Origin of the sequence: Sphingomonas sp. Leaf230 (assembly GCF_001421745.1) — a bacterium.
Lineage (GTDB): Bacteria > Pseudomonadota > Alphaproteobacteria > Sphingomonadales > Sphingomonadaceae > Sphingomonas.
On record NZ_LMKW01000010.1, the window covers coordinates 87,569 to 111,176 of the forward strand.

The window sequence follows — 23,608 nt, forward strand, 5'->3', positions numbered from 1 at the left end:
AACGCGCCCGTTCAGAAGCGGCCGATCAGAACCGAAGCGCGCGCAACGTCCGGAAACTCGTGGTGATGTCCGGTAGATAGGGCGCGGGAGCCTGATCGTTCTCGACGTAGAAATGCCGGACGCCAGCGCTGCCCTTCAGCTTGAACAGCGCGGCGAAATCGACCGTGCCCGCGCCGACCGCCGCCATGCTGCGATCGGGGCGCATGTCCTTGACGTGATAGGCGTAGATCCGCTGCGAGAGGCGCTCGATCAGCGTCGTCAGGTTCTCGCCGGCATGCAGCGCCCAGTAGAGATCGAGCTCGAGCTTCACGAGCGCGGGGTCGGTCTCCTTCAGCAGCCGCTCGTACAGGCTGACGCCGCCCGGCTTGGTGGTGAACTCGAAATCGTGGTTGTGATAGGCGAAGCCCAGCCCGGCCTTTTTCAGGTCGGTGGCGAACCGGTTGAAGTTCGGCAGCGCGGCGGTCCAGCCCGCCTCGTTGCGATGCTCGTCGGTCATGTACGGCAACACCACCGTGGTCGCGCCGAGCGTCTTGGCCATCGTCACCGACTGGTCGAACCGCTGGAGCAGCGCGTCGTACCCGATATGCACCGAAGGCGCGGTCAGGCCGAGCTTGTCCATCGTCCGGCGCAGCATCGCATGATCCATGCCCTCATAGCCCCCACCGCCGAACTCGACCTCGCGGTAGCCGATCTTCGCGACCTGCCCGAGCGTGCCGAACGGGTCCTTCGAGAAGATGTCGCGGATCGTGTAGAGTTGCAGGCCGATCGCCTTCAACTGTGCCGCGGAGGCAGTCGGGACGAACGCGAGGGCGGCAACCGCGCCGGAGCCGACGAGCAGGTTTCTACGGCTGAGGATCATGCGGAATACACCTTGTTGACCTGAGAATAGGGGAATGCGCCGTTATACTCGCCCGGCACCGGCAGATATTCGCGCTCCTGCGTCATGCCGATCTCCGACGTGTAATAGCCGGTGACGACGAGCTGGCGGAACGCCTCGAAGAAGACGCCGCCCGACGGGATCTGGTCGTTCATCGCCAGCGTGAGGAGCGCGTCGTGCTGTGCCGCGGTCGCCTTTGCGCCGGGGACCTTGTAGTCCTTCAGGCTGCGTGCCTCGATCGCGTCGAGACCGGCGAGGATCGGCACACGGTCGGCGGGCGCAGCCCAGTCGGCGAGCAACTTTTCGATAAACGCGGGGACGCCGGCCGCAATCGCGCCCGGCGTATCGGTGGTCGGCAGGACGCGTTCGCTGAGCGCGGTCATCAGCGCGCGCTGGGCGGGGGTGAAGACCGCGACGCTTGGCGGGCCTTCGCTGATGACGGGGATGCCCGCCGCCGCGCCCGGTGCTGCCGCGACCCCGGCTGCGCGTGCGATCGGCGCATACAAAGCCGTGCCGAACATGGCGACGACACCGGCGAGTGCTGTTCTGCGGTCGATCATTTACCGTCCTTCTTCAGGTCCTGCGCGATCGCCGCTTCCGTCAGCGGACGGACCCAGATGTTGCGGAACGACACCGGCGAGTCGTGATCCTGGAGCTGGATCGGTGCGGCATCGGCGTGCGCGGTGTAACTGGCGACCTTGCGCCAGATCGTGGTGCCGAGCATCGCCTGATGGTTCTGCACCAGCACGCCGTTCAACAACGCGGTGACGTAGGCCGGGCGGAGCAGGCTGCCGTCTACAGCGAAGCGGGGGCGCTCGAACACGATATCGTAGGTCTGCCATTCGCCGGGGCGACGCGCGGCGTTCACCAGTGGCGGCTTCCAGCCATAGACCGCGCCGACCGTGCCATCGGCATAGGTCGGGTTCTGCGATCCATCGAGTATCTGCAGTTCGTAGCGCTGCATGAACCAGATCCCGCTGTTGCCGCGATCCTGCGAGGTCTTGGTCGGCGGGTTTGGCGAGCGGAATTCGAGATGCATCTGCACGTCGCCGAAGCTCTGCTTCGAGACGAGGTTGTTCTCGCCACCGCTTTTCGCGCGGGACGGGATTGTCAGCGCACCGTCCGCGATCGGCCACGCGATGCGATCTGGCTTCCACGCATCAAGCGAGCGCCCGTCGAACAACACGACCGCGTCGGCGGGCGGACCGCCAGGGACTGCGGCCGGTGCGACGACGATCGGCGCGGGCCGGTCGGAGTCATGGACGTGCCACTGGCCGCCCGGCAGCATCGGCGTATCCTTGAAGCCGGGCTTCTCCTGCGCCGCCACTGGCCCCGCCAGCGCCGCAATGACGCTCGCCATCAACACTGTCTTCATCCCCATCCCCCTTATGCTGCATCGATTTCGCGATAGGCGGCGATCAGGCGATCCTCGCCCGCGCGGCCTGCGATCGAATTGCCGTGTTCCATGCCGATCACGCCGGTGTAGCGTTGCGCCTTCAGCCACTTCACGATCGAGGCGAAGTTGATCTCGCCGGTCGACGGTTCGTTGCGACCCGGATTGTCGCCGAACTGGATGTAGCCGATCTCGCTCCAGCACGTCGCCAGCGTCGGGATCAGGTTCCCCGACTGAATCTGCTCGTGATACAGGTCGGCGAGGATCTTGACCGCCGGGCTGTTGGCACCGCGCGCGACCGCATAGCCCTGCGAAATCGTCTGCATATAGACGCCGGGATGGTTGGTCCGCGTGTTGAGCGGCTCCATCACCATCGCCGTGCCCGATCCCGCAACGATATCACCGGCGCGACGCATCACGTCGATCACGCGGGCGGTCTGGATATCGACCGGCACCTTCGGGTCCATGAAGCCGGTGACGACGGTCATCCGCGTTGCGTTCAGTCGCTTGGCGACGTCGAGCGAGGCGCGGATGTCGGCGAGGAACGCCTCGCGCTCGGTGCCGTCATTGGCGCCGAGCAACGGCCGCGACTTCGACCATTTGGGCATGCTGGCGACGAACACGCCCATCGTCATGCCGCGCTGCGCCAGCGCCTTGGCCATCTGCTCCTGCTCGGCCACGGACCGCGTTGCGGCCTCATTGTCCTCCCAGGCGGTGAAGCCCTGGTCGGCGGCGTAGGCGATCTGCTCGATCCGACCGCCGCGACTGGCGAAGCTGCCTTCGTGTGGGGCGTAGCCGAGCGAGAACCGTGCGGCGTTCGAGTTGCGGCGTTGCCCCACGGCCATGCCGGGTACCAGCGAGGCGGCGGCACCTGCCGCGAGCCCAGCCCCGAGCAGATTTCGGCGGGAGAGCGTCATGCGAGCAGTACCATCATTTCGAGCCCTCGGCCTTGAGATAGGCGATGATCGCCGCGCGCTTGGCCGCATCGGGCGTCGCGATCGGCATCCGCGTGCCCGGCACCTTCTTCTGGGGGGCCGCGAGATATTCGTTGAGCGTCTGCTCGTCCCAGCGCAGCTTCGACGCCTTCATCGCGGCGGAATAATTGAAGCCGGGCGTCGCGGCGGCGGCACGGCCGACCACGCCGTACAGGTTCGGGCCGATGCCGTTGCGGCCACCCTTCACGACGGTGTGACAGGCGCGGCAGGCGGCGAACGCCGGGGGCGAGGCTGCAGTCGATTGCGCGGTGGTCGGCACGGATATCGTGACCGCCGCAACCGCCGCGATGCTTCCCGCGACCAAGGCCATGAGCAACTTCATTCATTCTCTCCCGGATTTACTGAAGTCCATTTCTGGTCCGATGCGGCGTTGGCGATCACCGCTTCGATGAAGCGCATCGTGCGCAGGCCATCGGTCACGCCTGGAAACCAGCGGTCGGTGCCATCGCCGCGGATCGCTGAGGCGAATGCGCGATAGAGGTTGGCGAACGCCTCGATATACCCCTCGGGATGCCCCGCCGGAGTCCGCACCAGCGTGGCGGTCGCGTCGAGCATGCCGGGGCCGCCGGTCCGCACGATCTCGGTCGGGCGATCGAGCCAGCGCAGCGTCAGCGTGTTCGGCTCCATCTGCGACCAGTCGAGCCCGCCGCGTTCGCCGTGGATACGCAGTCGCAGCCCGTTCTCCTCGCCCGCCGCGACTTGGCTCGCCTTGAGCACGCCGCGCGCGCCGCCCTCGAACCGGAGCAGCGCGCTGACGTCGTCGTCGAGCCGCCGGCCCTCGACATGCGTGGTGAGGTCCGCAGAGACGGACTTCACCGACAGGCCGGAGACATGCTCGGCAAGCTGGAACGCGTGCGTGCCGATGTCGCCGAGGCAGCCGCCGAGCCCCGCGCGGGCGGGATCGGTGCGCCACTCGGCCTGCTTGTTGCCGTCGGTGTCGATTGGTTGGCTGAGCCAGCCTTGTAGATATTCCACCTGCACCAACCGGATCGCGCCGAGATCGCCGCGTTCGACACGTGCGCGCGCCTCTTCGATCATTGGGTAGCCGCTATAGGTGAACGCCAGCGCGAAGTGGCGGCCGCTCGCCTTGGCGGCGGCGGCGATCACCTCGGCCTCGACGACGTTCATCGCCATCGGCTTTTCGCAGAACACGTGGAAGCCGGCATCGAGCGCGGCAATCGCTATCGGCGCGTGCAGGTGGTTCGGCGTGACGACCGCGAGCGCGTCGATGCGCTGGTCCGCGGGCAGCGTACTTTCGTGCGCGATCAGTGCATCGAGCGTCGGGTAGACCCGCTGGGGATCCAGACCGAGCAGCGCGCCGGTGCGCGTGTTGCGCCCACCATCGGTGCTGAACGCACCCGCGACCAGCTCCCAGTCGCCGTCTAGCGCGGCCGCCATCCGGTGCACCGCGCCGATGAACGCGCCCTCCCCGCCGCCGGCCATGCCGAGACGAAGCCGGCTCACGGCCGCTCCTCCGATAGCCCAAGCAGCTTGCGGATCGCAGAGCGATCGATCCCGCTGGCGGCGAAATCGTCGAAAGAGCGCTCGGTCTTGCGGATGATGTGGTCGCGGATGAACGGCGCGCCTTCGCGGGCGCCGTCATCGGACCGTTTCAGCGCGCACTCCCATTCGAGAACCGCCCAGCCGTCATAGCCATACTGCGCCATCTTGCTGAAGATAGACGAGAAATCGACCTGCCCATCGCCGAGCGAGCGAAACCGGCCGGCGCGGTCGACCCAGTTCTCGTAGCCGCCATACACACCGGTGCGCCCGTTCGGGTTGAACTCCGCATCCTTGACGTGGAAGCACGAAATCCGGTCGTGATACCGATCGATGAAGTCGAGATAGTCGAGCTGTTGCAGCACGAAGTGCGACGGATCGAACAGCAGGCGCGCGCGCGGGTGGTTGTCGACTGCCGCCAGGAACCGCTCCCAGGTCGCGCCGTCATGGACGTCCTCGCCCGGATGCACCTCGAACGCGCAATCGACGCCGACATCCTCGAACACGTCGAGGATCGGGACCCAGCGACGGGCGAGTTCGGCAAAAGCTTCCTCGATCAGCCCGCCGGGACGTTGCGGCCAGGGGTAGACGTACGGCCATGCCAGCGCGCCCGAGAAGGTGGCGTGCGCGGACAGGCCAAGATTTGCGCTGGCGCGGGCGGCAAGCTTGACCTGTTCGACCGCCCAAAGCTGTCGCTCGGCAGGCTTGCCGTGGACTTCGGGGGGCGCGAAGCCGTCGAACAGCGTGTCGTACGCCGGATGCACCGCGACGAGCTGGCCTTGCAGATGCGTCGACAGTTCGGTGACTTCGATGCCGTGCTTTGCCAAACCACCGCGAAGATCCTCGCAATACGTCTTGCTCTCCGCCGCGAGCTTCAGGTCGATCAGTTGCGCGTTGCAGGGGATCTGGACGCCGACATAGCCGAGCCCCGCCGCCCATTCCGCCAGACCGTCGAGCGTGTCGAACGGCGCTTCGTCGCCAAGGAACTGGGCGAGGAATATTCCGGGGCCCTTCATACCGGTCATGCTGCACTCTTTCTGGTGTCGTCGCGGAACGTGAACTGGAACAGCAGCGCGATCACCGCGGCGGCGATCGCGGGATACCACCACATATGCTGCCAGTCGGCGATGGTCGGTGCGGCGGGCAGTTGTGCGTACAGAAGCGCGCCGATCTGAGACCCGAGCAGCATGCCGACGCCGTAGGTGAACAGCGTCAGCATACCCTGCGCCTGCGCGTTCACACCCTTGGGCGTGGCGATCGTGCCGGTGTAGATCGCGCCGGCGACGAAGAAGAAATCATAGCACACGCCGTGCAGCGCGACGCCGAGATACACCGCCCAAATCGACGAACCGCCATCGCCGATCGCGAACAAGGCATAGCGCAACGCCCATGCCGCCATGCCGACCAGCAGCAGCGGCTTCACCCCGAACCGGCGGTACAACCACGGCATCGAGAACATGAAGACGAGTTCGGACATCTGCCCGATCGCGAGCGTGCCGCCGACATTGCTGATGCCGGTCGCGCCGACATAGGGCGAGGCATAGGCGTAATACATCGCCAGCGGGATCGAGATCAGCGTCGCGCAGGTCATGAAGATCAGGAACGAGCGCTGTTTCAGCAACCCGAACGCCTCGACGCACAACACCTGCCGGAGCACGCTCTCGTCCCGCGGCGCATCCGCCGTCACGTTCGGCAGCGTGAAGCTGTAGAGCCCCAGCGCGATCGAGACGACTGCCGCGACGCGGAATATCTCCGGGCTAGCGGACAGCCCCGCCCAGCCGATGATCAGCCCCGCCGTGATCCAGCCGAGCGTACCGAACGCACGGACGAACGGGAATTTGTCGGTCCGCTCGCCAAAGCTCTTCAACGCGATCGTGTTCGCGAGGCCGACCGTCGGCATGTAGAGGATCATATAGCAGAGCAGCAGCCACACGAAGGTCCCGCCATTCTCCGGTGTCACCAGCGACGGCAGTACGAACAACAGCACGCCGCCGACCAAGTGCAAGATCACCATCAACATCCGCGGGCTGACATACCGTGCTGCCGCCATGCCGAGCAGGAAAGACCCGACGATCGACGCGATCGGCCCAACGGAGAATGCGTTGCCGATGAGATTGCCGATTCCGACGGTCTGCATGACGAGGCCGAGGGTTACGGTCCAGGCGCCCCATACGAAGAACTGCATGAACATCATTGCGCTCAGGCGGCCTGTCAGCAGACCACCCGACTGGGCTATGCCTGCTGAATATTGTGCAGTGTCCGCAACGGCCATTCGCCACCTCTCCGATCGCAGTTTTACTGCTTGTCGGACATGAAGCTACGGAGCCTCCAATCGAATGTAAAGGATTACATCGGATATAGATCGACAGTGCCGACGACCGGATACATGACGACCTTATGCCGACGATCATCGAAGTGGCCGCTCTCGCAGGCGTCTCGACCGCCACGGTTTCGCGCGTTCTCAGCCGCCCCGAACAAGTGTCCGAGGACACGCGGCGACGCGTCCTGGAGGTCGTTCGCGAGTCCGGCTACACGCCCAACGTCGCCGCACGCAGCTTGCGGACGTTGCGCGCCGCCAAGATCCTGCTGACCGTCCCCGACATCTCCAACGCGTTCTTCGCAAGCGTCATCCGCGGCGCCGAAGAAGCCGCACGCGATGCCGGCTATTCGGTCGTGGTCGGCGACACGCGGCACGATCCGGAAGTCGAGGACCAATATGCCGACATGCTCTCACGCCGAGAGGTCGACGGGCTAATCTTCCTCGGCCACCGCCTGCCCGCCAGCCTCGCGCCGCTGCTGGCGCGCAAAGGCACCGCCGCACCGATCGTCAACGGTTGCGAATACAGCCCCGACCTCGGCGTCCCAAGCGTCCATATCGACAATGCCGCGGCGAGCGTCGACGCGATCGACCACTTGATTGGCCTCGGCCACCGTAGGATCGGCGTGATCACCGGCCCGGAGATCAGCCCGATCAGCCGCGACCGCCTAGCTGGCGCGATCGACGCCGCGATCCGCGCCGACCTGCGCGACAGTCTCTACATCCGGATCGGCGACTATTCCGCCGGCTCGGCTGTCGACCAGACCCGCGATCTGCTCACGCACGACGTCACGGCGATCTTCTGCTTCAGCGACGAGATGGCGATGGGTGCGCTCAGCGCCATCCGCGACGCAGGGCTGTCGTGTCCGAGGGACATCTCGGTGATAGGCTTCGACGATCTCCCGCTCGCGCGCTATTTCCAACCGCCGCTTACGACGATCGCCCAGCCAAAGGGCATGATCGGTCGCCGGACCGTCGAACTTCTGGTCGACATCCTCCGCGGCGTCGAAAGCCCTTCGCCGCAAGTCACGCTCCGCCACGAACTCGTGATACGCAACAGCACCGCGCCCCCTGCTTTAGGTCTTTAACCAGCATCGAACTCAGCAGTCGGCACATTCCGACGAAGGGTCTGGCTCTACACTTGTCTCTTGCGGAGAATCGAGTTGGCGACGACCATTGGGCGCGATGATCGACGAGATCGTCCACCCGCGGTAAGAGACCTGTCCTAAGCGACCCTAACCCACGAGGCACTCCGAAATTCCGAAAAGCAGCAGGCGGCATGCTTTGATACCGCGAAGCTGAACCTGGCCGCTACAGTCCGGCTGTCATTGTCCGCTATCGGTAAATGGCAGTTCGAACCAGTTTCGAAGATACCAACGATTTCTATATGGTGGTGCCGCTTACAGGACTCGAACCTGTGACCCCCGCATTACGAACGAAGCCGTTAGCCCGGACTTCTAACGTTCTTGCTTGGGAAATTCTAGAGCCCCGCACCATGTAGCCCGCAGAAATCCGCGATCGAAAGCGGACTGCACCGGAAACGCACCGGAGGCGACACCATCGACATCGAGCCCCGCAATCCCGGCTCCAGCGCCGGCCGATTGCCTGCCATCGACTTCCTTCGGGAGCCGACACGATGTCGAATTCACTGCCCGCCGCCACGTTCCCCCGCGCATCCTCCGGCGCGAGCAATATCGCCCGCTCGTTTAGCGAAGTCACCAGTGGCATCCGCGACCGCGCACGCTCCGGTCAACCAGTACGGCGCAACAGTCAGAATGCCGGCGGCGCGGAAGTCGCGCTATGGCGTGCGCACAATATGTTTTCCGCCACGGAGCATAACGCGCGCATGCGCGCCGCGGAGGAATTCGACCACGAGACGAAGCTACCCGGCAAACGCAATGGCGCACTGGGCGCGATCGGGCTGGAAATCTTGCGGCTCATGCTCAGGATGCGCGGGCGCAAGACGGGGCGTCTCGATCTCAGCTACCAACAGATTGCCGACAAGATACATCGGTCGCGCAGCGCCGTGGGCGATGCACTCGATCGTCTGAAGAAGTGCGGCTTCCTCGACTGGATCCGGCGTTGCCAGCCTATTGAGGACGCCCTGCCCGACGAGCAGCAAACCGAGCAGATCCCGAACGCCTACATCCTCCTCCAGCCCCCGACCGTCCGTGAGTGCGTGAGGCGCATGCTGCGTCGACCGAGTGAGTTCGTGCGCGCCGTCGCGGAGAAGCTCGCGCGGCAGAAGAAGATCGATACCGCGACGGTCGACGACGTGATTGCCGAAGTCCAGAATCCCGAGCTGCGCGCCCTGCTCGCTAAGGTCCGCCTTTCTGTTGATAGTGCAAACCCGTTGAGCGGTCAGACAGAGGCCCTGTAAGATCTAAATATAAAAGGAACGCCTATGGCGTGCGCAGTTTGAAGCTCCGCCAAGCCCCTGAGGCCCCGAACCCAACGGGTACAGCATCCAGCGATCGCGGGTGAGCGTGCCGGCTTGCGCCGTCCCGTGCATCCTGGGGAGGATGCGCAAATTCGGTGCCATTGTAGCAACGGCTCCCATCTTCGCGGAGCTGTCCCCGTAGCAGGGCTCGAACCACAACTAGTATAGCGGGTCCATCTCTCACTTCCGATTTCAGCGATCAGTTACCCCGGAATTTGCTACTGGGCATGCTCCTCTGCGGGTAGATCTAGGACGATCGCAACCCAGTTATCCGTCTCTGCGCCCCCGCGATCGAGTAAATGAGATATAACTTCAACACACAGCCTATCGGACGCAATAAGGCGATCGTTCAAGACGTTCATCTCGTCCATGTTACGAGGTAACTTTAGGGAGCCGGTATGCGCTGCCATGGAACGATCGGCATATAGTGCGCGAGCGGCATTGTAGCAGCGCAATCGATCTTTTGGCCCCTTGCCAACGAGCCAAGCGGTTCTTGTCGCAATCTTATAACTAATTTCTGAGTTATCTTTAGATCCCGACATGAGAAGAATCTCTAGACATGTTCCTAAGTCGATTGCTCTTTCCTCGCGAGACAACCTACGCCGCGAATTTATCAGGTGGCTAATCGCCAGATTCAGCACTTTATCACCCCGTCGAACTTTCTGAAAAAGGTCCGCAACACGGTATTCTTTGAAAAATGACGCCGGCGTTTCTGGAACTGGGAATGAATAAGCAGCTGAAAACCCACTGTATGAGCGGTCTATCCACCCGGCGTCTTCAATCGTCATGTACATCTGTCGGAACTGCGGAGCTGAGTCGCTGGCGAGAGCGCATGACGACAATGCAGCCTGCCAATCCGCCTCGGATGTAGGTGGTTGGGTCGTCATTTGGGGGGCATCATCTGAGGGCGGGTCGATGCGAAAATTCATTTGCGATCGTCGGACCAGTGCTGCCGTCGGTGGTTCCCCCCATCCGTGTTTCGGCTTATTATTGCTTGAAAATAAAAATTCCGAGAATTCGGTATAAGGCGCAAAATGCGGCGCGACGATCGAAAAACCATCACCAAGATCGATGATACCTTCCAGTTTTATGCCTACAACTAGCCTTACTTCCGCTAATGATAAAACTTTATCTTTCAAAAATCGCTCAAGATCAACGACGATCTGCTCGGCTGGGATACTTTGAGCTCTTACTAGTAGACTAAATGCGACATTATCTAGACTAATCTTGAAAAGCTGATACGGAAGCTGGCCCCAACTTCCCTCAAGGGCTGCTAACTCTTTTAAATCTCGGAGCGCTTCTACCAACGTCCTGATTGTCCGTTTGGTAAGGGCCGCCCAGTTTGGAGAAGTATTCTCCGGATTGGTGTCCACTTCAACCTTTGCTGCCAAGGCCTGCTGCCGCAGAACAGCAACCAATCGTTCATTTGGTATAGGCATTGTCCAGCAACCTCCTCAAGCGCGTCATTTTGCCCCCCGGACTACCGTATCTAATTCGTCGCGTCGAAGCCCGGTCAAGCGGGGACGGAATTGGCTGTATCTGCACCTAAATGCACCGGAACGTAGCGCGACGATCTCGTAATCCGGCTTAGGAAATAGGCCAGTTTAGCCTAGCCTTTTAACTGCACCTTTTCCGACACGAAAAGACTGCGGGCGAGGCGGGGGGAATAGCGTGTTTCTCGGGGTCGCAGGTTCAGCGGCGGCGGGGCCGGCCTCGTCAATTTTGGAATTTTCTTTCGCGTAATTTTGTTGCGTCGGCCAGCGCGGCCCCGCGCTTGGCGTTCCCTATCTGTTCCGCTATACGCAGTGTATGGAACACGCACCCGAGTCGATGCGCCACGGCGCACAGCCCTTCAGCCAGACGCACAACCTGATAGCTGAAATCCTGCCCGACATCCGCCCATGCGAGATGCAGACGATCTACTTCCAAGCGATGGAGGATGGGCCGCAGACGTTGCTCGCGCCGATCGAGGCGGAGTTCGCTCGTCGCGGCCTGTCACCGTACGCGACCTACTCAACCGACTACCTCTGATGGGTGGCGTGATCACCGCGGAGCGGATCGCTTCGCTGATCGAGGACGCCCCCGCGTGGGCGCTGATTGGCCTCGCCGCGCCGGGGGAAAGCCTGCGTGCGGCTGCCCAACTCGAAGTCGCACAGCATGTGTACGGCGGTCTATTCCAGCCGGTGAACGCCGAAGCGACACAGATCCCCTTGCCTTGGTGATCTATGGGCAACGCGCGTTTCAGGACGCTGGGCGACTTTGCCAAACATCAGGCGAATGTCGGTGCTGTCTGTGGCCATTGCGGGCGCAAAGGCGTCGTACATCGAGATGTTCTCGCCCGCTGGTGTTTCCTTAAGCGGGTGAACAGCGCCATCGAGAATCTACCGCGATACCTGCGCTGTTCAAAATGCGGAGGCCGGCCGAACAGGATCGTGCCTACGCCGTTGCCGCCATCCTTTCCGCTATACGGCCGGGACGAACGGCACTGGAAGCGGTTCGAGCGAAGGCTCCGCGGCTGAACGGTCACAAGTATCCGTACAACACGTCGGGCGATCAGCGGAAGCTCACGATAACGGCGAGTCAGCCGGCCGCCATCCGAAATTTGCACACGGTCTCCTTCGCATGGATCGCTTTACCGATAAGAACGGTCATGATACCCGTTCTAGGGGCAAGGTCGGGTACGAGGCCCGATCTCTTGGGGGAATACCAATTGCGCTTCGTGCCTACGCCCACCGCTTGCAAACTGACCGGTCTCTCAACCGAGAAGCTGCGTGAATGGACAAGCCGGCGCGCGCTAGTGCCCGCGGACGTTCGACCGAAGAGCAAAGGAACGCCGGCGAAGTTTAGTTGGCAATCTATTCTCGTGTTGCGCATTGCGGTGCTGCTTCGGGATAAGTTCACAATCGAACTTCAGGCACATAAGGCTTCGTTTACGGCGCTTCATCAAACGCTTAGCGAACGCTCATTCCTTTCATTATGGGGTTGCCATATTATATTGCGCCCGGGCGGGTCTTGGACATTTCTCAACACTGACACCAAGTTTTTGATGGGCGATGGGATCATCATCGCGTTAGACTCGCACCTTACGGTTTTACGCGATGGATTTGCCCTTCCCGATGCGGGCGAAGGCCAATTGGATTTGTTTAGCCTCCCTGCAGTTCATCGCCGAACTCGACGCCAACCGGCGGCGATCGACGCGAGGCGGTCGGCGTGACGCTCAACACGTTCTTTAGAGTTTGTTGCCAAAGTATTCCTGGCAAACTGTACCCATTCGTATGACTTCCGTGCCTACCCGCGAATATTGGAATATGTTGTGAGCGCCGAAACAGTCAATTCTTGGCTAGAGAAGCTTGGCTATACGTCGGAGCCGGAGTTGCTCCACCTCGCTAACGAGGCGGTCCCCGACGCACATCCGTATGGGCTGGAAATTCGTACGCTGCTGAACGCCGACGGTGCGATTCGTGCAAAGGCCGTGTTCGAAGTAGAAGGCGTACCGACGGTCGTGTTCGTAGGACGTGACGATAAGCCGCTTACGACCGCCGAACTTGATGAGGCGCGGAAAAAGATCTGGAACCAGAACCTTGCTACCGTCGTCATTGAGGTCACGGGAACGCAGGCGCTAGCCCTGCCAGCGCGAAAGCTGAGCAAGGCAGGTGAAAAGCTTCAGCTCTCCGACGCACGGCCCGATGGCCCCTTCTCCGCGCTTGACGTTGCGACCGCCAACCTCTCACGCCGCATGCCTAAATGGTTCGACGTTAAGGCTCGGGTCGACCGTAAGCTACTATACAATCTCTCGACCACGGTTGCGAAGCTGACTGAAGACGGATTTATTGACGCTGTCGACGTCAGAACCCGCCGGCACTTGGCCGAACTGCTGATGGGCCAAGTGTTGTTCATCTCGTACCTCGAACACAGGGAAATTGTTGGCGCAACCTATCGTGATCGCCGGTCCGTTATGCAACTGGACGCACTGGTCGCCGAAGGGGACCACGAAGGCGTCAAAACACTGATCGACAATCTGCGCGTCGACTTCAACGGGGACTTCCTCGGTGATGATCGTCATGACCCTTGGCAAGTGCTAACCACCTCAGGCTTCAATCTACTAAATCAGTTCCTATTACGCACTGACATGAAAACTGGCCAAGGCGAGTTCTGGAACTACGATTTTAGCTATATTCCAGTTGAGCTACTGTCGGGCCTATACGAGAAATTTCTAACGCCGGAAGAGCAGGCAAAAGAAGGCGCATATTACACGCCTCGCAATCTCGCGATGCTGGCGGTCGACCAAGCTCTTCTGACCTCAGAGGATCCGCTGTCTGAAACGATCTTTGATGGCGCGTGTGGTTCCGGCATTCTGCTAACGACAGCATACCGCCGCCTGCTTGCACTCGGCGCAGCAAGCAAAGGGCATACGCTTGGCTTCGCCGAACGCGGGGAATTACTGAAGCGCCAGATTTTCGGCGGCGACATCAACCCCATGGCCTGCCGCGTAACCGCTTTCAGCCTCTATCTTTCGCTGCTCGAAGGCTTAGATCCGACCGACATCCTCGAAGCGCAGGAGCGCGACGGCACCAAGTTGCCGTCGCTGAAAGACACAAATCTAGCTCAGGGACGCACCCATGCAGATTTCTTCAGCAATGACCATGCGTTTGCTGGGAAGCGCTTCTCACTGATAATTTCCAATCCCCCCTGGGCTGAGCCGGAGGGTGAGGCACATACTACCGCCGATCATTGGGCCGCCCTAGCAAAGAAGCCTTTCGTGCGTCGTCAGATAGCGGGGGCCTACACTCTTCGGGCTAGCGAGTTTTTAATCGAAGGTGGCCGGGTATGCTTGATCCTGCCGATAGGGCAACTGTTGGGCGCCTCGAGTGCAAGCTTTGTCGCCCATTTGCTCAGACTGTATCGCCCCACACGTTTGATTAACTTTGGGGATTTGCAGGGCCTTCTATTTCCTACCGCTGAAAATACTTGCCATGTGTTTCTGGGTCAAATCAGAGATGCGGAATCTTGCATCGGCATTCCGTTTGGCGAGACGTTCGAATATCTCATTCCGAAAGCGGATCTTAGCTTAGCGCTAGGACGCTTAACGATGCAGTCAGCAGACCGTCATCAACTGCAGACTCGATCGGTAGCTGAGGATACTCAGCTACTCGTTACAATGATGTGGGGTGACGCAAGCGATTTAGCTATCTGGTCACGTCTTAGCATTCGGGGCACGTTTGGCGACTTCTGGAGTGGCCCGCTCAAGGGGCGGCGCTGGACATACCGTAAAGGCATTCACCTAAAAGATAAGAGCCGTGATGCCGTCGATGCTGGACCTCTCCGAGAGCGCCGCTTTATCCCGATTACTGCACTCAGCGCGGGCTCCCCAGTGCTGCACACTTCTCTGCTTAGAGCGTGGCCAGCGAACTACCAGACCGTTGTCGGCCTCAACGAGGCCGTTATGGCGGTCTTTGACGGGCCGCGGGTAGTATTTCCCGACGGATTCTCGCGCGAGGAACATAATATTCGAGCCGTCTACTACGATCGTCCGGCAAGTTTTACCCATAGCATAGGCGTGATCGCCGGCCCGAAAGACGATGCCCCTCTGCTCAAGTTCGCTGCCGTATATCTGCGCTCCGCGCTTGCGCGCTACTTCTTAATGATGCGTGGCTGGAAGATGCTCTGCGAGCGCAACAGCTTGCACCTGGCCGACGTTGAGCCGTTCCCGTTTTTTGCGCCCGAACATGCACCCGACCCCGAGGCTGCACATAAGGCAATCACCCAGATTGTCGCGCGGGTTGACGCGATCGCAGCGCTTGAGGAGACAGATCAACCGGTGCAGTATCAGAGCATTCGAGACGAGCTGGATGAAGAGATATTCACCTATTTCGGCTTAAAGGAAAAGGAACGAGCGCTTATTCGCGAGACGGTTACGTTACTTATGCCTTCGATCCGACCGCGCAGTTTCAAGAGCCTCGACACGCTCACCCAGCAGCTAGTCAAGACTGAACAACTGAGCGCTTACGCGCGATCGCTTGCAGAAGCACTGATTGAATGGCGCGAGCGGATGGGTGGCAGAGGGCGCTTTCGTGTCGATGTCGTCGCCGGAGATCCTTCGCGAGCGGGACCTTCTGGCATCGTTCGAGTCCGGTATGAAGATGTTCTTCTTCAAGGCGCAGAATACGCGTCGAAGATCAGTGACGAGATCGTACTGCAAACCCTCGATCAACTGCGTCAGTCTGGCCTGCGTACGCTAAACAGCGGCGATTTCTTGACGTTGGTACCAGATGCCCGCCTTTGGATTGACGGCTCGCTTTACCTGGTTCGTCCCCTGACGAGGCGTAGCTGGACATTAAGGCAAGCACTTCGCGATGCCGAACGGATCGTCCGCGACGTTCAATCCAGCGCCGAAGACATTAAACCTATGGTGGCCGCGTGACCGGGACCGTCGATTGGCTGGCAGCGTTCCCGATCCAACCGGCGACGGCTGCCGTCGATGCGCTGATCGAGGGCTGGAAAGAGTTGAGCGCGCGTGAATTGCCTCACTTTAATCCAAAGACCAACGAGTCATCGCTCACCAAGAGCTTAAAGATTTACGTGGAAAACGACGTTGCGCTGCGACACGGCCTGCTTGGAATGTGGTCGGCGGAAGACGTCATCGGTGATTTCGATCCAATAACCGGAAAACGGATCCAAGAGCGCCGTACCGATATCGTGTATGGATGGAACGACGAAGCGCAGGGCATGAGACTGGTCTTCGAATTCAAGCGCCTCGGACGTCAGAAGCGACATCGAGATCACTATCTGCGTGACCAAGGCCTAGGAAGGTTCGTTTCGGGAATCTACAGTCGCAAGCAAGCAGTCGCGGCAATGGTCGGCGTTCTACTTGATCCTGAGGCGGAGGTAGTACCGCCCATTCGCGAGGCGCTTAAAGAAATTTCACTTGGGACAACGTTGCGCCTGATCCCGACGGCCAATGGCGATGCGATTTCTAAACCGTCAATACTTTTCAAAAGTGCAGACTTCGATACCGAACACACCAGAGATGCAGCGTCCGCTCCGGCACATGGAACGATCCGCGTCTCCCATTTCTTTTTCTCGTTCGGGTATCCTACGACTACTATCAAACCAAAAAAACCAAAAAAAGTCGCGACGAAATAAGCTGTCTCGCCCCAACACCCCCGCCTGGCTATGCAGGACGTGAAAGCTTAGCTACCTGGTACCGGTGCCTTTCGCGGCGCGAATGCGACCGCTTCCACGCCCACCGCCTCGTTGATGTCCAACAGGCGCGCCTGAATCGGCTCGATCTCCAGCTCGAAAAACATATCGACCGCCTCGCTTGGCTTGCCGAGCGTCGAACCCTGCGCCGGCACGATGCCCAGCAGCACGGGTGGCGTGCGGTGCGCTGCTAGGACGTCGTCGCGTGTCGCGTTCTTAATCCCCATGAACTCATCGTTCGCGCCGACCTGAGCGATCGGCAGGATCTTGATCCCGCCATCCTTGCCGCCAGGCTGGTGGACGAAGAGGTTGCGGAAGTTGCCCGGCCCCTTCGACCGCTTCAGAGCGTCGCGGATCGCATTGACGTCGCCATCGGAGAACTCGCCGGTCGCATGTAAAATGAAACCCGCGTGACTACCGTTCAGATAGTATTTGCGGCGAAACAGGGTGGCGGCTTCATTGAGCAACGCCGATTGTAGCGCAGAGATGTACTCCGGCACGCCGTAAATCTCTTGGTTGATGTCGGGCTGCATGACCTGAATCACGCTGCCGGGCCGAAACTCGAACTCGGACGCTAGGTTTTCCACGAAGAAATACCGGCCCTCTTCGATCCCCCGGCGCGTAAATTTAGCCAGGGAATGATCGAGGCGCATCAGTCCGCCTAGGACACTGCGGCGCTGCTCAACGAAGCCGAAGCCGAACACCAGATAATCGAACACCAGCTTCTCGAACGCGCCGCGCGACAGCCACGGCGTCGGCATGAACGACCGCACCAGCAAATTGCGCTTCAACAGAATGGCCGAGCTATGATGCGGGCTCGCGCGAAACGATCGGGCCAGGCCATCGACGCTGATGGGTGGTTCGAACCACCGCCCGTTATGCGGGCATTCTAGCATGTCGAGGATCTCGCGCCGGCTATTGACCGGCTCGGGATCTCCAAACGAAAACGCCACTACCGATGCCGACTTATCCGGCGTCGTGACGATCGCGCCGGCTCGGCTGGCCTCGTGACGGCCCATGCGGCGTGCCTTGCCCATTATAGGATCTCCATAGTCGACTTGGGCGCTTCGCGGCCGTCGAGGGGTTCGTTGTTGAGGACGTGCATGATCGACCAGGCGAGATCCGCGTGGCCGTCGTCGCCGCCCCGGCCGGCCTTGAACGTGACGTTCCGGCCGCTGGTGGTCAGCGTTTTCTTGATCGAGACGAAGGATGAGACGACGTCGAGCCAGCTCGCATCGAACGCCATGCGCCCGCGCGAGATCACGTTCTGCGCCTTCATGATCATCATCGCCTTCATCTCGAGCGAATATTCGATCTTGGTGACGCCCTTGATCCCGGCATCGGGTTTAGCGAGCAGCTGGTAGACGCCGGCGCCGACGCCCGACGCGTCGATCCCGAGGAACGTGCAATTGTACCGTGATAGCATGCCCTTCACGAAGGTGGCCTGCTGTTCGAAGTCGAGGCCGCGCAGCGGGTGACGTTCGAGCAAGCGGAAAGCGCCGCCCTGGACGAGCGGCGGTGCCATGATCGACAGCGACGCATTATCGCCGTTCTCACTGTTCTGCGGATCATAGCCGGCCCAAACCGGGCGTTCACCGTACGGGCGCGCGGCCTCCGGGTTGAAGTCGGTCCAGTCCTCCATGGAGTCGCAGCCACACTTGATCAGGTCGTTGAACCGGAACGCGGACAGGCTGTCGTCGACGAAGTCGCAGTCGAACAGGTTGGCGAACTCGTCGGGTGCATATTCGTCGCGCAGCTCGTCGATGTCGAACAGGTCGCACCCGGCCGCCTCGGCATCCGTGATCGTCACGATATGCCGCCAGATGCGATCCGGCCCCTGCACGCCGTCCTTCAGCGCGGCGTGGCTGACATCGATCTCGACGCGCTCGGCTTTGGCGCGTCGCCGGTTGCGCCGCTCACCGGTCCAATAGGGATAGGCCGCGTGCGCGATCGTCGACGGCGTCGAGAAGTAGGTTTTACGCCACTTCTTGTGCGTCGCCATACCCGACGCGACCTTGTTCAACTCCTCAAAGCTATGGACCCAAAAGAATTCGTCGAAGTAAAAGTTGCCGTGACGGCCCTGCGCGGTACGGAAGTTCGTACCGAGGAAGTGTAGCTCGGCCGCGGCCTCTTCCGCCGGGCGTAGATCCGATGTGATATTCATCGGATCGCCAGCTAGACTGACGCCGACCAATTTGGCAAAGCTGACGATGTAGCTGCGGAACTGGTGCGCCTGCGCCTTCGAGGCCGATAAGAATATCTGGTTGCGACCGGTTTCGATCGCGTCGATCAGCGCCTCGAACGCGAAATAGTAAGTCGCGCCGATCTGTCGCGACTTCAGGATCATCCGCGTACGGAACGACAGCGCCTCGAACCACGCCTCTTGATACCCGTACAACTGGTCGAGGAAGATCGTCTTCAACTCGGCCGCCTGGTCGGCGGTAAAGTGGTTCTTCTTCGCCTTCTTCTTTTCGCCCGCGTTGCGGTTAGCGACCCGCTCATTCAGATCGCCGGAATGACCGCCAGGTGCTTCATAGCGGCGGACCTTGGCCAAGCTCTCGACCTGGCGGCGTAGCGCGTCCAACTCGGTATAATTGTCGCCGGTCTTCTTATCCTTGCAGATCAGCACCATCAGGCGCGTCTCAAGGCAGTCCTCCAGCTTACGGATCGACGGCGCATCGTCCCAGTTATGCCGGCGCGCCCAGCTCTTCACCGTGTCGTATTTTACGTCCAGTTCGGAGCTGATCTGCGCCAGGCTCCACCCGCGCCAGTACAGGCTGCGCGCCGCGCGGATCCGTTCTTCGACGGGCAGGGTCAGTGGGTCGGCAAGGATCGACATGGCACCGCCAGCCTAGCCACGCCGGCACGCCCCCCGCCCCCCACGGCTCTTGTAGAAAGTAATTCTACAAGAGCGTGCGCTTGAGGAAGGCACCGTATTCGGTCCCTGTTCGACCTCGCTAACGGGCGCTTGGCGCGCCGCAACCGAGACCGAACCGAGGACCAGCCGCCATGGGCACCAAGAGCAAGCCGTTCCGCTCCTTCGTAGAAGGTGAAACCATCAGTGATGGCCGCAAGGTCACCGCCGAAATGATCGACGAATGCGTCGCGACGTTCACGCCGGCCACCTACAGCCCACGGATCAACATCGAGCATGTCTCGGGCTACAGCCCCGAGCCCCCGTTCAACGGCTATGGCGACGTGATCGCGCTCGAAGCGAAGACCGACGACATCGTGATCGCCGGCAAGACGGAAAAGCGCCGCGCGCTCTACACGACCGTCGAAGGCAACGACCAGCTCGTCGCGCTCGCGAAGGCCGACCAGAAGCCATACCCTTCGGTCGAACTCACCCCCAATTATGCCGGCAGCGGCAAGTTCGGCATCATCGGCCTGGCGTTCACCGACACCCCCGCGTCGATCGGTACGCAGCGTCTGCAGTTCTCGCACCGCGCGCCTGGCACCGTATTCGCGTCGGCCGCGGACGCGGTCACGATCGAATTCGAAGCCAAGAAGGCCGATGACGAGAAGGTCGATAGCATCGTCGATCGTCTGTTCGCCTCGGTCATGGCCAAGTTCAAGCCGGCGGAGCCCGACAAGCCAATCGAAGAGCCCAAGCCGAAGCCGGCCAACGACAACTTCGATCCGGCATCGTTCGCTTCCGACATCAAATCGATCGTCACCGGCGTCGTGACGGCCGCGCTCAAGCCGATCACGGAGGCACAGACCGCCCACCAGCGCGACTTCGCCACGCTCAAGACGCAGCTCGGGAACACCGAGCAGCCGGGCTTCTCGCGCTCGCCAGCGTCGGGCGGCGGTGACGACGCCGTTACCGACTGCTGATCGTCAGCCACCCGCCCCGACCGCCCAGCCTTCACAGGAACCGCCCCGATGCTCAACGCAACCCGTAACAAGTACAACGCCTACACTCAGCAGATCGGCAAGCTGAACAACGTCGCTGATCCCAGCCGCCAGTTCGAGGTGCTGCCGTCGGTGGCGCAGACACTGCGCGCCAAACTGAAAACATCCAGCGACTTCCTGTCAAAGATCAACATCATCCCGGTGGTCGCGCAGGAAGGCGACAAGGTCGGCGTCGGCGTGAAGGGCACGATCGCCAGCCGCACGGATACCCGGACCAAGGATCGCGAGCCGCGCTACCCCGGCGATCTCGACGAGACGCGCTACCGCTGCGAGAAGACCGACTTCGACACGCTGGTTCGGTACGAGACCCTCGACGCCTGGGCACATCAGCCGAATTTCCAGACCCTGCTGCGCGACGCGATCATCAGCGCCAAGGCCGTCGACATCATCACGATCGGTTTCAACGGCGTATTCGTCGCCAAGACCACCGATGCCACCAAGTATCCGCTGCTCCAGGACGTCAACAAGGGCTGGCTCCAGCACATCCGCGAAGATGCCCCGGAGCGCCACGCCGCAGGCGGCGAGCTGAAGGCAGAGACGCGCAACGATGACGGCGTGGTGACCGCGGCAGGCGCGATCTACGTCGGCGCTGGCGAGGTTGGCTCCGAGGTCGACTACGTCAACATCGACGCACTGGTGTTCGCCGGCATCGAATTGCTCGACGAAAATTACCGTGAGGATACCGACCTGGTCGTCATCGTCGGCCGCACGCTCGTCAACGACAAGTATTTCTCGATCGTCAACGCATCCGGCGACAAGGCGACCGAGCAGCTCGCGCGTGACGTCCTGCTTTCCGACAAGAAGATCGGCGGTTTGACCGCGGTCCGCGTGCCGAAGTTCCCCAAGAACGCCATCCTCATCACCACGCTCGCCAACCTGTCGGTCTATGAACAGATCGGCACCGAACGTCGCAAGATCGAGGACAACGCCAAGCGCGACCAGATCGAGAACTACGAGAGCGTCAACCACGCCTATGTCGTCGAAGACATGGGCAAGGCGGTGCTGATCGAGAACATCGTCATGGGCAAAGCCCCGGCCGCGCCTGCGCCGGCTGGCGGCTAACCCTTTCCCCCCGTTCCCGCCCCCACAGGACACGCCATGAGCTTCGCTCGACGCCAGGAACAAATCCTAGCCATGAAAGCGGCGTCTGCTCCTGCATCCGGGGGCGGGCACACCCGTACCGCCGCGGTCGTACCATCGGCCGCGGCGGACCAACTCCCCATTCCCACCGGCAACACGCCGGCCGCCCGCAATGCCGCGACCGTTGCCTTGCGCTTCCGCCACGATCGCCAGCGCCTCAAACAGATCAAATCCAAAGAGCTGAAGGTCGCCGCCAAGCGCCAGATGCTTCCGGAATATCAGGCCTGGTGTGACGGACTGCTGGACGCCGGCCGTCGCGTCGAAGGCCGGCAACTGGACCCCACCGGCGCTGACGATGTCCTGCCGAGCATCATGGTTTGGTGCCTGGACGTTGGCGACTGGACACGCGGCCTGATGCTGGCGAGTTTCGTCCTCCGCTTTTCCATCCCTATGCCGAAGCACTTCGTACGCGATGCCGCGACACTGGTCTTGGAAGAGATCGCGGACGCGGCGTTGCGGGCACAGGCCCGAAGCGAAGCATTCCCGTTGTACGTGCTGGAGGCCGTCGAGTTGCTGACGGACGGCATCGACATGCACGACGAACCCAAGGCCAAGCTGTTCAAGGCGATCGGTGCCGAGCTGGTGCGTGCAGCCGGCGAGGCGACCGGCGACGCGATCGTACCGACGATCGAGCGCGCGGTGGCCGTGCTGACCCGCGCACAGGACAAGAACGAACGTGTCGGCGTGAAGACGATGCTGCGCGGCCTCGAAAAAGCGAAGGCCGCAGCCATCAAGAACGCCGACGCCAGCACCGAAACACAGGCCGGCGATACCGCCGGCTGACCAAGCTCGCCCCCGGCGCTCGGGGACGGATCACGCGAGACGGGAAGCCTCCGGGCCGCAGGGCCGTCGATCGACCTGATCCCCACCCCCGTGAATTTCTAGGACCGTTCGATGGCCGACTTCCTCGTCAGCTCCCTGATCGCCTTCGTAGGCGTCGTCGCGTTGGTCGCAGCCGTCGCGATCACGCTGGTTGGTGGCATCCTCATGATCACCGCACGGAAGTGCGACCGACCGATCGAGCTTTCGCCCCGCCGCTACGCCTGGTGCGCGATTGGGCTTGGTGTGCTGTTGGGGGGGAAGGCGCTCGACGTCGTCGCCAGCGTGTCGCTGTGACCGGCCTGATCGCAACCGTCCTGCCGGATGAGGATACGCCCGCACCGGCGCTGATCGTCAACGACGGGTTCTTTCCTGACATCGATCCCGCCGTGTTTCGCAAACAGCATCGGATCCGCGACGCGGTGACGCCAGATCGCGCCCGCGAGGCGCTGATCGCAGCGATGCTGGCGGTCTATCGCGATCTCGCCACCTGGGCATTGAGCCACCGCGCTGCCGGCACCCGGAAGCTTGCCGACGTGCGACTGTCAGATGGGTCGATCTCGACCATCGACGGCATCAACACGCTCGTCCTGCTCTACCAGCGCGCCGTCTTCACGGCTGCCAAGGCGGAAGTCGTCGAGCGCTATCGCGACGTGGATCTGACCAGCGCCGGGCAGCGCAAGGCCGAGGATCTTGAACCGAGCGTCACCGAGCTGCGCCGCGATTCAATTCACGCGATCCGCGATATGCTGGGCGTCACACGCACCACGGTCGAGTTGATATGACCTCGTCGCTCGACATCGTTCGTGCGCGCGACGGCGACACGCTCGACGCGCTGATCTGGCGCGAACGCAACCTCGGCCCGGCCGATCTGCCCGCCGTGCTTGCAGCCAACCCCGGCGTCGCCGGCCTCGGCTCGATCCTGCCGAAGGGTCAGCCAATCAACCTCCCCGCCATCGCCGCGCCGGCTACCGCCGTTCGCACCGATGTCCTCAACCTGTGGGACTGACCG

General features: G+C 61.7%; 23 protein-coding genes. 12 read left to right on the forward strand and 11 right to left on the reverse strand.

What is annotated here, in order from left to right; all coding sequences use genetic code 11:
* Positions 1–25 precede the first annotated feature (25 nt).
* Genes ASE82_RS12385 through ASE82_RS12420 form a run of 8 tightly spaced genes read right to left on the reverse strand, consistent with a single transcriptional unit; the run spans position 26 to position 7,037 of the window.
* On the reverse strand, positions 26–859 hold the full coding sequence (locus tag ASE82_RS12385) for a sugar phosphate isomerase/epimerase family protein (protein WP_056063675.1): 834 nt from the start codon (positions 857–859) through the stop codon (positions 26–28).
* Positions 856–1,437 (reverse strand): gluconate 2-dehydrogenase subunit 3 family protein, encoded by a 582-nt coding sequence (locus ASE82_RS12390; protein WP_056063678.1) that lies wholly within the window; start codon positions 1,435–1,437, stop codon positions 856–858. The genes ASE82_RS12385 and ASE82_RS12390 overlap by 4 nt, the downstream gene beginning before the upstream one ends.
* On the reverse strand, positions 1,434–2,252 hold the full coding sequence (locus tag ASE82_RS12395) for a 3-keto-disaccharide hydrolase (protein ID WP_235524690.1): 819 nt from the start codon (positions 2,250–2,252) through the stop codon (positions 1,434–1,436). The genes ASE82_RS12390 and ASE82_RS12395 overlap by 4 nt, the downstream gene beginning before the upstream one ends.
* 11 nt (positions 2,253–2,263) lie before the next feature.
* A complete protein-coding gene (locus ASE82_RS12400) occupies positions 2,264–3,187 on the reverse strand; it encodes a hydroxypyruvate isomerase family protein (protein ID WP_056063685.1) in 924 nt (307 codons plus the stop codon).
* Positions 3,188–3,200: 13 nt separating this feature from the next.
* Positions 3,201–3,587: a c-type cytochrome gene (locus tag ASE82_RS12405; protein WP_056063688.1), complete on the reverse strand. Its 387-nt coding sequence runs from the start codon at positions 3,585–3,587 to the stop codon at positions 3,201–3,203.
* Complete coding sequence (locus ASE82_RS12410; protein ID WP_056063691.1) at positions 3,584–4,708, reverse strand: Gfo/Idh/MocA family protein; 1,125 nt, start codon at positions 4,706–4,708, stop codon at positions 3,584–3,586. Before ASE82_RS12410 ends, ASE82_RS12405 begins: the two co-directional genes overlap by 4 nt.
* Positions 4,709–4,725: 17 nt before the next feature.
* Positions 4,726–5,790, reverse strand: coding sequence for a sugar phosphate isomerase/epimerase family protein (locus ASE82_RS12415; protein ID WP_056063695.1), 1,065 nt, complete (start codon positions 5,788–5,790; stop codon positions 4,726–4,728).
* Positions 5,787–7,037: an MFS transporter gene (locus ASE82_RS12420; RefSeq protein WP_082441487.1), complete on the reverse strand. Its 1,251-nt coding sequence runs from the start codon at positions 7,035–7,037 to the stop codon at positions 5,787–5,789. The genes ASE82_RS12415 and ASE82_RS12420 overlap by 4 nt, the downstream gene beginning before the upstream one ends.
* Positions 7,038–7,162: 125 nt before the next feature.
* Between ASE82_RS12420 and ASE82_RS12425 the strand changes: the two genes are divergently transcribed.
* Both ASE82_RS12425 and ASE82_RS12430 read left to right on the forward strand, forming a co-directional pair.
* Positions 7,163–8,170: a LacI family DNA-binding transcriptional regulator gene (locus ASE82_RS12425; RefSeq protein ID WP_056063698.1), complete on the forward strand. Its 1,008-nt coding sequence runs from the start codon at positions 7,163–7,165 to the stop codon at positions 8,168–8,170.
* Between the two features lie 548 nt (positions 8,171–8,718).
* Complete coding sequence (locus ASE82_RS12430) at positions 8,719–9,462, forward strand: hypothetical protein (protein WP_056063701.1); 744 nt, start codon at positions 8,719–8,721, stop codon at positions 9,460–9,462.
* Positions 9,463–9,740: 278 nt separating this feature from the next.
* On the opposite strand, the gene ASE82_RS19490 is transcribed toward ASE82_RS12430, so the two are convergent.
* Positions 9,741–10,961 (reverse strand): HEPN domain-containing protein, encoded by a 1,221-nt coding sequence (locus ASE82_RS19490; protein WP_156348884.1) that lies wholly within the window; start codon positions 10,959–10,961, stop codon positions 9,741–9,743.
* Between the two features lie 370 nt (positions 10,962–11,331).
* Between ASE82_RS19490 and ASE82_RS12435 the strand changes: the two genes are divergently transcribed.
* The 4 genes from ASE82_RS12435 (at position 11,332) to ASE82_RS18970 (ending at position 16,665) form a co-directional block, all read left to right on the forward strand.
* A complete protein-coding gene (locus ASE82_RS12435) occupies positions 11,332–11,553 on the forward strand; it encodes a hypothetical protein (protein ID WP_056063704.1) in 222 nt (73 codons plus the stop codon).
* The gene (locus ASE82_RS12440) at positions 11,553–11,744 is read left to right on the forward strand and encodes a DUF6771 family protein (protein ID WP_056063707.1); all 192 of its coding nucleotides are present in this window, start codon (positions 11,553–11,555) and stop codon (positions 11,742–11,744) included. The genes ASE82_RS12435 and ASE82_RS12440 overlap by 1 nt, the downstream gene beginning before the upstream one ends.
* A 1,091-nt stretch (positions 11,745–12,835) precedes the next feature.
* Entirely contained in the window at positions 12,836–15,943 is a 3,108-nt protein-coding gene (locus ASE82_RS12445; RefSeq protein ID WP_056063709.1) for an N-6 DNA methylase, read from the forward strand.
* Positions 15,940–16,665 carry a Fis family transcriptional regulator gene (locus ASE82_RS18970; RefSeq protein WP_082441488.1) on the forward strand — a complete coding sequence of 242 codons (726 nt, stop codon included), beginning with the start codon at positions 15,940–15,942 and terminating at the stop codon, positions 16,663–16,665. The genes ASE82_RS12445 and ASE82_RS18970 overlap by 4 nt, the downstream gene beginning before the upstream one ends.
* A 47-nt stretch (positions 16,666–16,712) precedes the next feature.
* Here the strand turns inward: ASE82_RS18970 and ASE82_RS12455 are convergent, their stop codons facing one another.
* Together ASE82_RS12455 and ASE82_RS12460 are read right to left on the reverse strand one after the other, a co-directional pair.
* A complete protein-coding gene (locus ASE82_RS12455; protein ID WP_235524691.1) occupies positions 16,713–17,759 on the reverse strand; it encodes a phage portal protein in 1,047 nt (348 codons plus the stop codon).
* A complete protein-coding gene (locus ASE82_RS12460; protein WP_056063716.1) occupies positions 17,759–19,561 on the reverse strand; it encodes a terminase large subunit domain-containing protein in 1,803 nt (600 codons plus the stop codon). Before ASE82_RS12460 ends, ASE82_RS12455 begins: the two co-directional genes overlap by 1 nt.
* 170 nt (positions 19,562–19,731) lie before the next feature.
* On the opposite strand from ASE82_RS12460, the gene ASE82_RS12465 reads away from it, so the two are divergent.
* The 6 genes from ASE82_RS12465 to ASE82_RS12490 all read left to right on the forward strand — a co-directional run bounded on the left by ASE82_RS12465 (position 19,732) and on the right by ASE82_RS12490 (position 23,605).
* On the forward strand, positions 19,732–20,559 hold the full coding sequence (locus ASE82_RS12465) for a GPO family capsid scaffolding protein (RefSeq protein ID WP_056063719.1): 828 nt from the start codon (positions 19,732–19,734) through the stop codon (positions 20,557–20,559).
* Between the two features lie 48 nt (positions 20,560–20,607).
* Positions 20,608–21,699, forward strand: a complete 1,092-nt coding sequence (locus ASE82_RS12470) for a phage major capsid protein, P2 family (RefSeq protein ID WP_056063722.1) — start codon at positions 20,608–20,610, stop codon at positions 21,697–21,699.
* Positions 21,700–21,735: 36 nt separating this feature from the next.
* Positions 21,736–22,560, forward strand: coding sequence for a phage terminase small subunit (gpM, locus tag ASE82_RS12475; RefSeq protein ID WP_235524692.1), 825 nt, complete (start codon positions 21,736–21,738; stop codon positions 22,558–22,560).
* 111 nt (positions 22,561–22,671) lie between these two features.
* The gene (locus ASE82_RS12480; protein WP_056063728.1) at positions 22,672–22,893 is read left to right on the forward strand and encodes a hypothetical protein; all 222 of its coding nucleotides are present in this window, start codon (positions 22,672–22,674) and stop codon (positions 22,891–22,893) included.
* Positions 22,890–23,381: a head completion/stabilization protein gene (locus ASE82_RS12485; protein ID WP_056063731.1), complete on the forward strand. Its 492-nt coding sequence runs from the start codon at positions 22,890–22,892 to the stop codon at positions 23,379–23,381. The genes ASE82_RS12480 and ASE82_RS12485 overlap by 4 nt, the downstream gene beginning before the upstream one ends.
* The gene (locus ASE82_RS12490; protein ID WP_056063734.1) at positions 23,378–23,605 is read left to right on the forward strand and encodes a tail protein X; all 228 of its coding nucleotides are present in this window, start codon (positions 23,378–23,380) and stop codon (positions 23,603–23,605) included. The genes ASE82_RS12485 and ASE82_RS12490 overlap by 4 nt, the downstream gene beginning before the upstream one ends.
* Positions 23,606–23,608 lie beyond the last annotated feature (3 nt).

Coding starts and splice junctions, on each gene's coding strand:
- ASE82_RS12385 (WP_056063675.1), bottom strand. CDS start 859: ATGATCCTCAGCCGTAGAAACCTGCTCGTCGGCTCCGGCGCGGTTGCC.
- ASE82_RS12390 (WP_056063678.1), bottom strand. CDS start 1,437: ATGATCGACCGCAGAACAGCACTCGCCGGTGTCGTCGCCATGTTCGGC.
- ASE82_RS12395 (WP_235524690.1), bottom strand. CDS start 2,252: ATGAAGACAGTGTTGATGGCGAGCGTCATTGCGGCGCTGGCGGGGCCA.
- ASE82_RS12400 (WP_056063685.1), bottom strand. CDS start 3,187: ATGACGCTCTCCCGCCGAAATCTGCTCGGGGCTGGGCTCGCGGCAGGT.
- ASE82_RS12405 (WP_056063688.1), bottom strand. CDS start 3,587: ATGAAGTTGCTCATGGCCTTGGTCGCGGGAAGCATCGCGGCGGTTGCG.
- ASE82_RS12410 (WP_056063691.1), bottom strand. CDS start 4,708: ATGGCCGGCGGCGGGGAGGGCGCGTTCATCGGCGCGGTGCACCGGATG.
- ASE82_RS12415 (WP_056063695.1), bottom strand. CDS start 5,790: ATGACCGGTATGAAGGGCCCCGGAATATTCCTCGCCCAGTTCCTTGGC.
- ASE82_RS12420 (WP_082441487.1), bottom strand. CDS start 7,037: ATGGCCGTTGCGGACACTGCACAATATTCAGCAGGCATAGCCCAGTCG.
- ASE82_RS12425 (WP_056063698.1), top strand. CDS start 7,163: ATGCCGACGATCATCGAAGTGGCCGCTCTCGCAGGCGTCTCGACCGCC.
- ASE82_RS12430 (WP_056063701.1), top strand. CDS start 8,719: ATGTCGAATTCACTGCCCGCCGCCACGTTCCCCCGCGCATCCTCCGGC.
- ASE82_RS19490 (WP_156348884.1), bottom strand. CDS start 10,961: ATGCCTATACCAAATGAACGATTGGTTGCTGTTCTGCGGCAGCAGGCC.
- ASE82_RS12435 (WP_056063704.1), top strand. CDS start 11,332: ATGGAACACGCACCCGAGTCGATGCGCCACGGCGCACAGCCCTTCAGC.
- ASE82_RS12440 (WP_056063707.1), top strand. CDS start 11,553: ATGGGTGGCGTGATCACCGCGGAGCGGATCGCTTCGCTGATCGAGGAC.
- ASE82_RS12455 (WP_235524691.1), bottom strand. CDS start 17,759: ATGGGCAAGGCACGCCGCATGGGCCGTCACGAGGCCAGCCGAGCCGGC.
- ASE82_RS12460 (WP_056063716.1), bottom strand. CDS start 19,561: ATGTCGATCCTTGCCGACCCACTGACCCTGCCCGTCGAAGAACGGATC.
- ASE82_RS12465 (WP_056063719.1), top strand. CDS start 19,732: ATGGGCACCAAGAGCAAGCCGTTCCGCTCCTTCGTAGAAGGTGAAACC.
- ASE82_RS12470 (WP_056063722.1), top strand. CDS start 20,608: ATGCTCAACGCAACCCGTAACAAGTACAACGCCTACACTCAGCAGATC.
- gpM (WP_235524692.1), top strand. CDS start 21,736: ATGAGCTTCGCTCGACGCCAGGAACAAATCCTAGCCATGAAAGCGGCG.
- ASE82_RS12480 (WP_056063728.1), top strand. CDS start 22,672: ATGGCCGACTTCCTCGTCAGCTCCCTGATCGCCTTCGTAGGCGTCGTC.
- ASE82_RS12490 (WP_056063734.1), top strand. CDS start 23,378: ATGACCTCGTCGCTCGACATCGTTCGTGCGCGCGACGGCGACACGCTC.